Source organism: Staphylococcus sp. SB1-57, assembly GCF_017086425.1.
GTDB classification, from domain to species: Bacteria; Bacillota; Bacilli; order Staphylococcales; family Staphylococcaceae; genus Staphylococcus; species Staphylococcus warneri_A.
This window is the reverse complement of the sequence record NZ_CP070964.1, coordinates 379,866-393,951: the sequence shown is the minus strand read 5'-3', so window position 1 is coordinate 393,951 and position 14,086 is coordinate 379,866. Positions and strand designations below refer to the sequence as shown.

The 14,086-nt window shown below is 33.8% G+C and carries 11 protein-coding genes and 1 pseudogene; 2 read left to right on the top strand and 10 right to left on the bottom strand.

Annotated elements, in window-relative coordinates:
- Window positions 1–176: 176 nt before the first annotated feature.
- Together JX000_RS01820 and JX000_RS01815 are read left to right on the top strand one after the other, a co-directional pair.
- Complete coding sequence (locus tag JX000_RS01820) at window positions 177–1,814, top strand: phospho-sugar mutase (protein WP_124227984.1); 1,638 nt, start codon at window positions 177–179, stop codon at window positions 1,812–1,814.
- Window positions 1,815–2,046: 232 nt separating this feature from the next.
- On the top strand, window positions 2,047–2,499 hold the full coding sequence (locus JX000_RS01815) for a DUF5776 domain-containing protein (RefSeq protein ID WP_002450419.1): 453 nt from the start codon (window positions 2,047–2,049) through the stop codon (window positions 2,497–2,499).
- Between the two features lie 47 nt (window positions 2,500–2,546).
- On the opposite strand, the gene galU is transcribed toward JX000_RS01815, so the two are convergent.
- From galU to JX000_RS01765, 10 genes and pseudogenes are all read right to left on the bottom strand, one after another.
- Entirely contained in the window at window positions 2,547–3,413 is an 867-nt protein-coding gene (gene galU, locus JX000_RS01810; RefSeq protein WP_002450420.1) for a UTP--glucose-1-phosphate uridylyltransferase GalU, read from the bottom strand.
- Between the two features lie 470 nt (window positions 3,414–3,883).
- Window positions 3,884–5,242 carry a gluconate:H+ symporter gene (locus tag JX000_RS01805; protein ID WP_049424485.1) on the bottom strand — a complete coding sequence of 453 codons (1,359 nt, stop codon included), beginning with the start codon at window positions 5,240–5,242 and terminating at the stop codon, window positions 3,884–3,886.
- Between the two features lie 122 nt (window positions 5,243–5,364).
- Window positions 5,365–6,903 carry a gluconokinase gene (gntK, locus tag JX000_RS01800; protein ID WP_124228170.1) on the bottom strand — a complete coding sequence of 513 codons (1,539 nt, stop codon included), beginning with the start codon at window positions 6,901–6,903 and terminating at the stop codon, window positions 5,365–5,367.
- A gap of 25 nt (window positions 6,904–6,928) precedes the next feature.
- Complete coding sequence (locus JX000_RS01795; protein ID WP_206140810.1) at window positions 6,929–7,609, bottom strand: GntR family transcriptional regulator; 681 nt, start codon at window positions 7,607–7,609, stop codon at window positions 6,929–6,931.
- A 228-nt stretch (window positions 7,610–7,837) separates the two neighbouring features.
- On the bottom strand, window positions 7,838–8,710 hold the full coding sequence (locus tag JX000_RS01790; protein ID WP_002450424.1) for an alpha/beta fold hydrolase: 873 nt from the start codon (window positions 8,708–8,710) through the stop codon (window positions 7,838–7,840).
- Window positions 8,711–8,866: 156 nt separating this feature from the next.
- The gene (locus JX000_RS01785; RefSeq protein ID WP_002450425.1) at window positions 8,867–9,565 is read right to left on the bottom strand and encodes a GTP pyrophosphokinase; all 699 of its coding nucleotides are present in this window, start codon (window positions 9,563–9,565) and stop codon (window positions 8,867–8,869) included.
- A gap of 134 nt (window positions 9,566–9,699) precedes the next feature.
- The gene (locus JX000_RS01780) at window positions 9,700–10,113 is read right to left on the bottom strand and encodes a DUF2188 domain-containing protein (RefSeq protein ID WP_206140809.1); all 414 of its coding nucleotides are present in this window, start codon (window positions 10,111–10,113) and stop codon (window positions 9,700–9,702) included.
- A gap of 121 nt (window positions 10,114–10,234) precedes the next feature.
- A pseudogene (locus JX000_RS01775) lies at window positions 10,235–12,072 on the bottom strand (FUSC family protein).
- Window positions 12,073–12,358: 286 nt separating this feature from the next.
- Window positions 12,359–12,646: a putative quinol monooxygenase gene (locus tag JX000_RS01770; RefSeq protein ID WP_002450428.1), complete on the bottom strand. Its 288-nt coding sequence runs from the start codon at window positions 12,644–12,646 to the stop codon at window positions 12,359–12,361.
- 126 nt (window positions 12,647–12,772) lie between these two features.
- Entirely contained in the window at window positions 12,773–14,047 is a 1,275-nt protein-coding gene (locus tag JX000_RS01765; RefSeq protein WP_002450429.1) for a pyruvate MFS transporter, read from the bottom strand.
- Window positions 14,048–14,086: the final 39 nt, after the last annotated feature.

The following is a 14,086-nucleotide window of genomic DNA, read 5'->3' as shown; positions in this document are numbered from 1 at the left end:
TTCTAGTAAGGTTTTATATCTTTTTAATGTAACTTGCAATAAATGTACTATATAATAAGGATAACTTACATGCGTACATTACTACCTTTATACCCGTTACATGGTATAGTTAATTTTAAATTAAGCATTCAATTTTATATGTCGCATCATTATTTTTTAAAGGGGAATTTATATTTATGAAAGATAATTGGATTAATGTCATTGACGACAGTTTAGTTAAAGACTTTTATAATCAACAATCTTCAGAGGAACAACAAGAAGGATTTGAAACAACGCTTGCTTTTGGTACAGCAGGTATCAGAGGTAAATTAGGTCTTGGTGAAGGCCGTTTAAATCGATTCACAGTTTCTAAAGTTGCGCTTGGTTTAGCGCAATTTTTACAATCAAAACATGACTTACCTGTAGCTGTGATTCACTATGATACAAGACATTTATCACCTGAGTTTGCTCAAATCATTGCGACGATTTTAGCGAGTCACGATATCAAAGTTTATTTATCAGATACGTATCGTACAACACCTGACTTATCATATGCAGTGAGATTTTTAGAAGCACATGCTGGTGTCATGATTACCGCAAGTCACAATCCTAAAGACTATAATGGTATTAAAGTTTATGGCGAAGATGGTGCACAACTATCTACAGAGCCTTCTAATGTGTTAAGTGATTACATCAATGCTTTAGGTGATCCACTAACTATTGAATTACCTCAATTATCAAATGAACAACAATCATTGATTTTATCTGTGCCAGATGAAGTAAGAGAAGCTTATTTCAAAGATGTTCAATCATTAGTTGGTGATATACCACAATCTGATTTACAAGTGGTATTCACAAGTTTACACGGTACAAGTGTACCTGTGGTCCCTGAAATATTATCTCAATTAAACTTTAATCAATTTAATTTAGTTGAAGCACAATGTAAACCAGATCCTAATTTCAGTTCTGTCGCTAGTGCTAACCCAGAGGATCACAAAGCATTTGACCAATCTATCGAGCTTGCAAATCAAGTCAATGCAGATTTATTAATTAGTACGGATCCTGATGCAGACCGATTAGGCATTGCTGAACGCGATCAAGAAGGCAATATCTATTATTATAATGGTAACCAAATTGGCGCCCTTTTATTAAATTATCAAATCAAAGCAACATCACATTTAAACAATAGATTAATGATTCAATCCATTGTTAGTAGTGAATTAGCTAAATCTGTGGCACGTCATCATGGTGTTGCATATAAAGAAGTGCTCACAGGATTTAAATATATTGCTGAAGCAATCAGAAATATGTCTGAAGATCAAAATTATTTATTAGGCTATGAAGAAAGTTATGGTTTCTTAGCAGGACCTTTCGTTAGAGATAAAGATGCCATTCAAATTGTTCCACTTATCATCAAGTATGCATCTGAACTTAAAAATGAAGGCCGAATGTTAAAAGATGATTTAGAAGATATTTATCAACAAGTTGGACGTCATAATGACCAATTGTTCTCACATACTTTCGAAGGTGCTAAAGGTAAAGCTATTATTGATGATATTATGAAATCCTATAGAAACAACCCACCTCGTACAATTAATGGATTAGACGTTCTTGCTATTGAAGATTATGAAACTGGAGAAAAAGTTGATTTCCAAACAAATGAAACAACACCAATCACGCTCCCTAAAGCAAACGTGCTTAAAATATATTTCAAAGAAGGTTTTATTGCTCTAAGACCATCTGGTACTGAACCTAAAATTAAATTATATGTGTCATTAACGATTGATCATTTCGACGATGTAGCACAACAAATTAATGAAGAAATATTTAATTAAACATACCACAACTTCCCTTCCAATTAGGGAAGTTGTTTTTAGTATTATTACAATAATGAGTTAACTCATTATTGTACATATCCTCAATTGATAATGACTTTATACCTTTCTTCACGTATAATAATATTAAGTTATTTCGAAAGCGCTTTACTCAAATAGAATAACTTACCAACGCAACTTATATTTTCATGAGATTTTTATTCTTATTAAAAACGGAGATGACTAGACAAACATGAAACAATATCTTACAGAAACACCTCAACATATTGTCGTATTAAAAAAGATTAAAAAGTATGAAGATGCCAATTTCACTAAAGACATAGCTGTCATCAGTAAGGGACAATGTATAGAAATAACTAGTATGGACAAGAGTGATAAAGGAACGCCTAGATTGGTAGCTAAAGAGGGGTACTATATTACCGCTAATGAAGATTTCGTTGCACCTATTAATCTTGATAGTATCCAAGGCTATATTACTCATGCACCTAAAGCGATTGAAATTGTTAAAAAGTGTAAGTTATATGAGGATGTTGGATTTAAGAAAGATCCTATTAAATCATTAGAATTAGGTACAAAATTAGATATTATAGATATTGAATTTACGAGTAAGTTAACACCTAGATTAAAAACATCGGATGGACTTTACGTCACTGCTAATCAGAGTTTCGTTAAAGTTTTAAAATAACGCAAAAGCACCAACCATAAGATTGCTATGGTTGGTGCTTTTTGATTTTATAAGTCTAATTGCTTAATAAATGCTTTTAAGTCGTCTTTCATATCTTCGTCTTTTAATGCATATTCAATCGTTGTTTTAACGAAGCCTAGTTTTTCGCCGACATCGTAACGATCACCTTCGAAATCGTATGCGTATACTTGGCTTTCGGCATTCATACGTTCAATTGCATCTGTTAATTGAATTTCGTTACCTGCACCTTCTTCTTGTGTTTCAAGATAATCAAAGATTTCAGGTGTTAGTACATAGCGTCCCATAATCGCTAAATTAGATGGTGCTGTACCTTGTTTTGGCTTTTCTACGAATTTCTTAACTTCATAACGTAAACCTGATTTTTCTAATGGATCGATAATACCGTAACGGTGTGTATCTTCTTCAGCTACTTCTTGAACACCAATTACGGATTTACCTGTTTCATCGTAAACATCCATCAATTGTTTAATTGCTGGCGTTTCTGATTCCACAATGTCATCACCTAATAATACAGCGAATGGTTCATTTCCAATGAATTGACGTGCTGTATGAATGGCATGACCTAAACCTTTTTGTTCTTTTTGACGAACATAGAAGATGTTAGCTAAATCTGTTGAGTATTGAACCTTTTCTAATAGGTCATTTTTCCCTTTTTCTTGTAATACCATTTCTAATTCTTTTTGGTTATCGAAATGATCTTCAATCGCACGTTTATGTTTACCTGTAACGATAATGATATCTTCGATACCCGCTCTTGATGCTTCTTCAACAATATATTGAATTGTTGGTTTATCTAAGATCGGTAACATTTCTTTTGGCATTGCTTTCGTTGCTGGTAAAAATCTTGTCCCCAAACCAGCTGCTGGAATAATTGCTTTTTTTATTTGTTTCAAAGTCTCTACTACTCCTTTAAATTAAAGTATGAAGCTTAATCATATTTACCTTATCTTATCATTAAATAAACATTGTGCCTAGTTATACCTATATTATGAATATCACACTATTTTAACATTTGATTTTAATTGACCAAAACTTATCATATCCTTTATTTCATTCTCTGTTTATTGCAATCAAATCAATGGCATAGTATTATTGAAGTATAAAAATACAACTAGCAACCATTCGACTAGTCACTAGGTGGAAAAACTAAGCAACATATTTTGAGCGTTAACTCAATTCATATGTTTTACACAAACAGCTTTTAAACTCGTCTTATTCACAGTAAGACGGGTTTATTTTTTCGCTCGAATGTGCTTGATAAACAACATAACAATATATGTAATAGTTACTGCTAGTGGTATGTACACAATAATGTGTAAAGAAAACTACCGACTGTTTCCAGCCGGTAGTTACATCCTCAATGTTATACAAATAAACTAATAAATAAGATAAAGATGATGCCTGATACTGAAATGATTGTTTCTAGTAATGACCATGTTAAAAATGTTTCTTTAACTGTTAGTCCGAAATATTCTTTGAACATCCAGAATCCTGCATCGTTCACATGAGATAAAATCACACTTCCTGCACCGATTGCCAACACAACAAGTGCGACATTGGCATCTGAAGCTTGCAGTAATGGCATCACAATACCTGTCGTAGATATGGCGGCTACAGTTGCAGAACCTAGTGCAATTCTGAGTACTGCAGCAACAATCCATGCAAGTAGAATTGGTGACATGTGTGTACCTTCGAACATTTTGGCGATCGTATCACCGACACCACCATCGATAAGGACTTGCTTGAATGTACCGCCACCACCAATGATTAATAACATCATGCCTATGGGATAAATAGCTTGAGTAACTGATTCCATGACATGGTCCATTTTTCTATGTCTTAATATGCCCATTGTAAATATGGCAAAGATAACTGCGATCAACATAGCTGTACCGGCATTACCAATTAAATAAATAATTGATTCAAATGCATTTTTAGGTGAATCATGTCCTGTGATAAGTTGTACTAATGTTGAAACGAGCATTAAGATGACTGGTAATATCGCTGTTAAAATACTAATCCCAAACCCTGGCATTTCTTCTTCAGTAAATTCCTTTTGAGCACCTAATGCTGAAATATCTCCCTCTCTACCATATGCAGATGGAATGATTTTTTGTGCGATTTTATTAAATAATGGTCCTGCGATTAAAGTAACAGGAATTGAAATAATAATACCGTAAAGGAGTACATGACCAATATTCGCTTTTAATTCTTTAGCTATAACCACTGGTCCAGGATGTGGCGGTAAGAAACCATGTGTCACTGATAATGCTGTAACCATTGGTAATCCAAGTTTAAGTGTAGATACATTCGCACGTTTGGCTACTGTGAATACTAATGGAATTAATAACACTAATCCCACTTCAAAGAATAAAGCGATACCGACGATAAATGCAGCAACGAGCATCGCCCACTGTACATGTTTTTGGCCAAATTTGGCGATTAATGTATCGGCAATGCGTGTTGCGCCACCCCCATCAGAAAGTAGCTTCCCTAATATCGCTCCTAGCCCAAAGATAAGTGCAATATGTCCTAGCGTACCACCCATACCCTTTTCTATCGTTTCCATAATTTTATCTAGTGGCATACCTAGTAATAAAGCAGTAACTATTGATGTAATGATTAGAGAGATAAAGGTATTCAGTTTTAAAAAGATAATTAAACATAATAAGATTACAATTCCTAAAACAACGCTAATTAACGGCCAAATTTCTGTAAACATGGCATTCCCCTTCTTCCTATAATGTGTCTGTTCTTATTTACAAAGTTGCTCGAATTCGAAAGTGGCAAAGTGACGTTGTAACTTAACTATGCAATGCTATCTGTGTCTCGCACTGTTATAAATCAAACCATATGCTGTCGTTGAAATGCGGCAATCTCACTATACGTGTCGGTTAAAGAACGACTAATATTGATAAAGATACTTACAAGTTGTTGATAAATATCGACGATTTCTGAATCAGGTTGATGTTCATTTGTCGTACCTACCATTTGTTCAATTACTGAGAAGTCATCAATTTCACCGAGTGCTTTCATACCTAATACACATGCACCTAGGCATGAACTTTCATAGCTTTCTGGCACACTTAAATGTGTGTCAAAGATATCTGCCATCATTTGGCGCCAAATTTCACTTTTAGCAAATCCACCTGTTGCTTTGATTGTACTTGGTGTTTCATTCATCACTTCTATCAAAGCTAGATAAACTGTGTATAGATTGTATAAAACGCCTTCTAAGGCAGCACGTATCATATGTTCTTTCTTATGAGATAGTGTTAAGCCGAAGAATGACCCACGTGCATCGGCATTCCATAATGGTGCACGTTCTCCAGCAAGATAAGGATGGAAGATTAAGCCATCTGCGCCTGGTTTAACACGACTGGCGATTTGAGTTAATACGTCATAAGGATCAACACCTAAACGTTTGGCTGTTTCGACTTCACTTGCTAATATCTCATCACGAAGCCATCTTAAGATAACGCCACCATTATTAACTGGTCCACCAATTACGTAGTGTTCATCTGTAAGGACATAACAGAAGATACGACCTTTATCATCCGTTCTTGGTTTATCTATGACGGTTCTAATAGCACCAGATGTACCAATAGTAACGGCGACTTCACCTTTACGATAACTATTCACGCCTAGATTAGATAACACACCATCACTCGCACCAATAACTACTGGGGTATTTTCATCGACACCCATTAATGTAGCGTAGCGTTTCTTCATCCCTTTTAAAATATGTGTTGTGGGCACTAATTCTGGTAGCTGCTGACGTGTGATACCTAATAAATTTAATACGTCGTCATCCCAATCGAGTTGTTCGAGATTGAACATACCAGTAGCTGAAGCCATGGATTGATCGATCACATATGTCTCATATAGTTGATATAAAATATATGTTTTAATATCTGCAAACATGGCAGTACGATTGAATATATCTGGTTGTTCATGCTTCATCCAAAATATTTTCGATAATGGTGACATAGGATGGATAGGTGTTCCTGTTCTTCTATAAATATTAAAACCATCATGTTGTTGATTAATTTGGTCGGCATATTTACTTGCTCGATTATCTGCCCAAGTTATATTCTCTGTTAAGCGTTGATGTTGTTCATCCATCGCAACTAAACTATGCATTTGGGCACTAAATGAGATTAATTTAATATCTTCCTTAGCAATATTTGCTTCTCTGATTACATATTTGACAGTCATCAATACTGCATCAAATAATTCATCTGGATTCTCTTCAGACACATCAACATTTGGTGTATGTAATTCATAACCGATGTTATGTTTCATAATGAATTGTCCATTTTCATCATAAAGTACTGATTTGGTGCTTGTGGTACCAATATCGACACCAATCATATATTTCATATCTTATCTCTTCCTTTCTAAAATATTAGCGTAACCAAAATCCTTCTATATCTTTACCTACATCATCAAAGTTTAAATGAAAGGCTTGTCTCAACGTCTCGGCATTTTTATTTTCAACTGCATCTACAAAGACATTGTGATTTCGATGTATACGTTCAAAATCATTAGGATCTTCCGACATTCTGTGTCTCATCGATAGGAGAATGAGTGACTCCATTACTGGTTTCAAATGATTCCAAAATGTTCTGAGATATTGGTGATTTGAAGCTAAAATCATAGCTTCATGAAATTCAAAGTCATGTTTCGTAAATGATTCAGCATCTTCAAATTGTACTGCTACTTTCATCATTTCGAGTTGCTTTTTCATTTCTTTAGCTATCGGTTGTGTATCTTGAGATCTTAATCTAGAAAAGGCAAACGACTCTAACATTAAACGTAAGTCATATAGTTCTCTTTTTTCTTGTTCACCAAAAGGTAAGACTTGTGCCCCCATTCGTTCTAAATGAATGAGTTGATCTGTTTGTAATAACTTGAATGCATCTCTAACAGGCGACCGACTAACATTAAATTGTTTAGCTATTTGATTTTCAGTCAATAGCGTTTCTGCTTGAATATCACCTTTAATAATCCTTAATCTTATTTCTGCAGCTATCGCCTCACCTGTAGTTAAATGTCGCTTCCATTGTTCTGGATAGCCATATGTCATAGCTCACACCGCACTTTCATTTGTCGTTCTATACTTGTATACAAGTATATTAATACATGACGTACATTTTTGCAAACGCTTACTTTTATTCAAACCATAAAAAGCCTCGATTATTTAAGTAATCGAAGCTTTAACAGGCGGACTAAATTATGAAGATTGAGCTGGTGTTTCAATACAATAATGGATTTCATGACAATTGGGAATACATTTTGCAAATAGCATACGTAATTATTCTTGAATCCATTGTTTGATATGATCTACAACACCTAATTCTTGGTCTGACTTTGTTTCTAATACACTTGGAAAATCAAGATGGCCAATTCCTTCATATACGATTTCTTTTGTTGTGCCACCATAAATTTTGAATTGTTCTAATGTCGCTTGTGAATCTGTATATGGAATAATCTGATCCTCTTTACCGGACATGAATAGTATCTTTGGAAATGTTTCTATGTCTTCAATATCTGGTAGGTAATCAGCATTAATCGTATATAAAATATCTGTGATAATGGTCTTAATAGGTGCGACGAATTGGAATAGTTCAATCGCATTTTCTTTTTGTGCAAATATCGTTTTATCGAGTATGTATTGTGGCAAATTCTTCACTGCATCGATTTCATCTTTTAAAATGTCTCGCTTACTATCTGAGGTAAATAATCGTGCTAACATACTACCATCTGGTGTGATTTTTGCAGCACTGTTTAGATAAATCAAATGCGAAATAGGTAGCGTATTAAATTTCAATAAACGTGTAGCAATCATACCACCCATAGAGTAACCAACTACTTTTATTTCTGACAAATGTTGTTCCGTCACTATTTGACTTAATACATCATAAACGCGCTCTGAATAATCATCTAATGTGTGGTTATCTCTTTCAATTTCAGAACTCTTACCTCTACTAGGGCAGTTGATAAATATCAGTTTGTATTCTCTCATGTATGGTTCAAACATAGTCATAATTTTATATGTAAGTAATGCGCCATGAATAAAGACAATAACCTCTTTGGAATTAGGATTACCTGCATATATCACTTCACTTTGCTCATTTTCATAATTATTTAATTGGTATAGTTGTGTTTTAAAATTTTGCTTATTCATCTTAACCCTCTAATTCTAAAAATCATATTATATATATTAAATATTTTATCATATTACTTTAATTAAAATCCTTTTTGCATAAAAATAAGTAGTAAGTCGTCATTCTTTTGTAAATTGGCGACCTACTACTTTATTCATCTTTCTTTAATGGTGATGTTAATCATCCTTAGATATTTCAGTATGAATCTGTTGCATTTTACTTTCTACATCGGTAATCTCTGTTGCACATTGTTCTAATAGTCCTTTATATTTTTCAGTATTGGCATTATTTTTATAACGTATTTTATGTTCTAGACTCGCCCACATGTCCATACCAATCGTTCTAATTTGAATTTCTACTGGAATAATTTCTACAGAATCTGCTAAAAATACTGGAATCGACACCACAATATGTAAGCTGCGATAACCATTTTCTTTAGGATGTTCAATATAGTCTTTGCGCTTAATTAATTTGACATCTTCCTGTTTTAATAACATCTCTTCAATAACATAAATGTCGTCCATATAATTACATATCACCCTAATACCAGCGATATCCATAATGTGATCTCTAGCACTTTGTGCACTAATGTCTAAGCCTTTTCGTTTAAGTTTCTTAACTAAACTCCCCATCTCTTTAACACGTCGTTCCATATGGTGTATGGGATTATGTTTATATCTATGATTGAAATTATCGTCTAAAATGCTTAACTTGGTACTTATTTCTTTAAGTGCAGATGAATAAATGTGATCGAGTTCAACAAATCCTACTAAAATATCAAATGCTTCATCACCATTTTGAATAGCACTCAAACTATTTTTAAATTCGTATCTCAAGTCTTCAAGGTATAATGATGGTTTTCTCTCTACATACATATGATTTCCTCCATCTCTTTTATCACTTTCATTATATCGAAGTTCAATGAGAATAAGAAATAATTGCATTCCCTACTTTAGTCGTAAACAATAAATCAGGCTATCCCTGATATGGAGATAGCCTGATTAGTCAATTATTCATCTTTTTGGTGTTCCACTACTTTAGTATCTTTGTTATCTGCAATGTGTTGCGCACGTTTTATTGCATCTTTTTTATACTTAAATGTTTCAGATGCTTGTTTTGCATCTTCTGTTTTTACTTTCCACTCACCATCTTCGAAATATACATGAACTGGCTTTTCATTTAATTCCGGTTGGGCTGATTTGTCTTGTTGATGTTGTGTGATATGTTTATTTTTAAGTTCTTCTAGTTCATCTTCAGATGCTTGTTTATACCATTTTTCAGCTTGTTGCGTAGCTATTGGAATCACATCTGATTCCTTATAGCCATCTTTTAGCATAGCATAAGCAATATCAATCGCTTTTTTACGTTCTAATTTGTCTAAATTCTTTAGGCTTTGAGGATAATCTTCCATAGTCCATGGCATTGTATTTCATCTCCTAGTTAATGCGTGTGATAGTTATCTTTACCACTCTTTTCAACTATTCAATCACCATCCCCGGACTCTGACGTTAGACAACCCTCAGACTGACTAATCATTCGCAAACTTAAGCAAATGCTAGTGTTTCACTTGCATCTTTACGTTCTTTTTGACTATTATTTTGAATCTTCATTAAGCCTGACTTAATATAATTATATTGTGGTAAATCGGTTAAATCTTTCACTTCTAAATGAGAGTGTAATTCAAAATGCTTAGCAATATTTTCAAAGATAGCTAAGTATTCGCCCATTTGTTGATCGTCAATTCTTGTTCGATTTTTATCATTCAAGGCTCTACTTAACATAAAACTAATTTCTTCTAAGGCGAATATACTTGGGTAGTAATATTGAATGACTGATTTATTACTAAACAATTCACCGTTTGCTGCGTTATACATTTGTGTCATATTGTTTAATCTTACTGATAAGATTAGATTTAAATGTTTTTCTTGTTCCTCATTTTTATATTCATTGCTGGAGAATAAATAATGGAAAAATTTCGCTTCTTGTCTCACAACATCTGCAATGGTGTTCGGTAATAATGCGGATGCCGTACGTTGTCCTAGTATAAATAAACCAAGTAATGCAATGGCAACCCCCATAGCCACGTCAACAATACGCGGGAAGGCAATGGATATGGATAAGTTTTGCGATGCCAAACCATTCAATAAGATAACTTGTATCGTAATAAATATAACTGCAAAGGTATAGTTAACACCGACAAATGCTTCTGTCATCATCGCACCGAAGCCCATTAATATCACTGCTAGTGGTGCTGGTACCGTGAAGGCTAAAATACCTGACAGTACTACTACACCCAGTAACGTACCTAAACTTCTGGCCATACCTCGTTCTAATGTGTGAATCGTTGATGTTCCTAATAATAAAGTATGTGCAGAAAGCGGAATCCAATATGCTTTATCAAATCCAAAGAATAAAGCTACAAAGATAGCCACTGCAATGATTACTGTATATCGTAATGTGTTTCTAAACACAAGTGAATCTAACGTTAAATTTTGTATAATACGTTTGCTATATAGAGGTTTACGGATGTTTGCCTCATGTTCTAAATGTTCAGAATCTGCGTGAGCAATTTCGTCAATTTTTAATATATGACTGATTAAGTTTTCAAATTCTGGACTTACATCTACTTCTTTTTTCCAGGTTTGATGGTTACTAGATGGATGACGTATCTTATCAATGATAAAATCTAACATTTCAATCAGTTCATTTGGTAATGGGCGTGTGCCCTTTTCATTTAATTCGAGTAATTCTGAGTAAATACCTTGTGCTGACGTATGTAGTAATAGTAACTTTTGAAATCTTGTACTTAACTTACCATTACTAGAAGATGATGTGATGAGTAATTTGTCAGATGCTTTAAAGGCAGATACTGCAGATGTAGCCACTTTCTTAAATTCTTCTGGCTCATTGTAATTTTTCATTAAATCTTGAATTACTTTAAAGTCCGAATTAATGGCACTGTCTTCAGTTCTTTCTTTTTTCATATATACGGTTAGGATTACGACTAATGTTGCAAATGCACCACCAATAAGAATACCAAGTCCTCTCACTAATGCTTGATCAGGTGCAATGGGTAAGTTCATTGGTAAACAAAATGTCACGATGAAGAATGTTGATGATGGGCCAGCAATTTTTAATGCTGTGAATATATAAAATGGCACCACCGTTACAACTAGTAGTAAAATACCAAAAATGAGTGGTTGGGCAGCTGTCAATGTCCCTAATATCATACAAACTGCGAAAGCTAACGAACAAAGTACCACCGTTCTAATCATAGATTGTGGCGATCCTTTAAAAACATAAATATGCGCTAACCAGTAGCAATAAGTAAACCAAATGAGAAAAATCCAAAATAATAACCTAATAACGCAGGTATAATCATTAGTAAACCTTGTCTGATCCCTTTAAACGTATCAATCTTAGATCGATTAAAATAAAATACTGTCTTTAAGAAACTCTTCAAAACATGCTCTCCTTTCTATTTTTATTATTTGAACATAAATAAGAGAACGGAAAGGTTCTCATTTCAATTTTGAAATCAGCTTTATTCCGCTCTCTATGGCGTTAATTTATCGGATGTATTGCTTGCAATTCATCAAAACACAAAAACTATTATAACATTTCTCTCTTACTTTGATGAATAATTCCCTTTATACCGATATAAATATTTATTTAACTTGCTGAGCCACTTCAATTACTGGAGCTTCAACTACAAAGTTACCAATCTCATTTTTAAACATTTGTAAGTGCTCAGACTCATTATGTGACTTAATAGCCGCTTCATCTACATAGTTCTCAACTACGATAAATATATTTCTATCTTGCACATCTTCATAATGGCTATAGAATAATACGCCTTCCTCTTTTCTTGATTCGGAAACTAAATGTTCCATAAGTTTTAAATATTCATCACGTTTTTCTTCTGATATTTTTATTTTTGCATTAATTATCATCATTCGAATCACACCTTCCTATACTATAATTATGCACTTATTAAAATATAAAAAGCAATAAATGAGTTTGACACAAGGTATTGAAACCTTATTTTTACTCATTTATTGCTTGGATTTAAAACCAACAAACTATTTAACTGATTGATGTTCATCTATGACTAATGGTTGATCTGGTTTAACGAAGAACCACATGATAATCGCTAATATTGCTGGAATAATTAATAATTGGAACGTCATACTCCAACCAAGTTGTTCAACAAATGCACCTGCTAAAAATGGACTTGTTAAAGCACCAATGTTCCCCCATAAATTCATCCAACCTGATACTGTACCAGAGAAGTTACGACCTAAGTCTGTCGCTGCGGCCCAACTCATACCCATAGACATACCGACGCCACCTAAGCCGAGAGATAACCAGAATATAGTGACATATAAGTTTTCAGTATGTACTGCAAAAAAGATTGATATTGAAAAGACTACAAATCCAAGAATCGCAATGACGCCACGCGCGACGAAACGAGATTTACCAGTATTTAAAATCTTATCTGAAATCGCGCCACCAGATAAAATTAAGAAGAACATTAATAACCATGGTAATGAACTAATTGACATATCTTTAAAATCAACATGGTATTGTTCTGTTAAATATGTTGGTAACCAAATTAAGAATAATGTAATGACGAATTGTACTACAAAGTACTGAATCGCAATCGCATAAAAACTAAAGTGAGTTAAGAAACGTTTCCAAGGTGGTAGTGATTTATCAGTATCTACTATGTCTCTATGTTCAGTAATAAATCGTTTTTCGGCTTCATTGACCATTTTGTGTTGTTCAGGTAAGTCTTTAGCAATAATCGCCCAAAGTACTGCCATCACAATGCCGACTGCACCAAAAATATAAAAGACAGCTTGCCAATTAAATGCATTAACAATTGCAATCGTGACAATCGGTGCTAATACAGGACCAAAATATGAACCTGCTAATAACGCACTTGATGCTCTTCCTTTTTCATTTTTAGCAAACCAATAAGAATTGAACACTGCATTAGACGGATACATAGGTGCTTCTCCCACACCAAATAAAAATCTAACAAAATATAATAAACCATGATGCTTAATCATACCTGTGAGAATTGTGAAAGCACTCCACCATACTAAAGCAATCGTAATCATCTTACGAGGTCCAAATTTCTCTGCTAACATCCCTGAAGGTACTTGCATTAACGCATAACCTAATGAGAAAAATGATGCTAATAAACCAAATTGTGTTTTTGTTAAATGTAAATCTTCCATCATTGGTACTGCAATATATGAGATATTAGATCTATCCATATAGGCTATAACGCCAATGAGAAAGAATGCAATCGCAAAAAACCAACGAACGTTACTTCTTTTTTTATCCATTTCTTTTCCTACTTCCCATAATGATATGTTATTTCTATG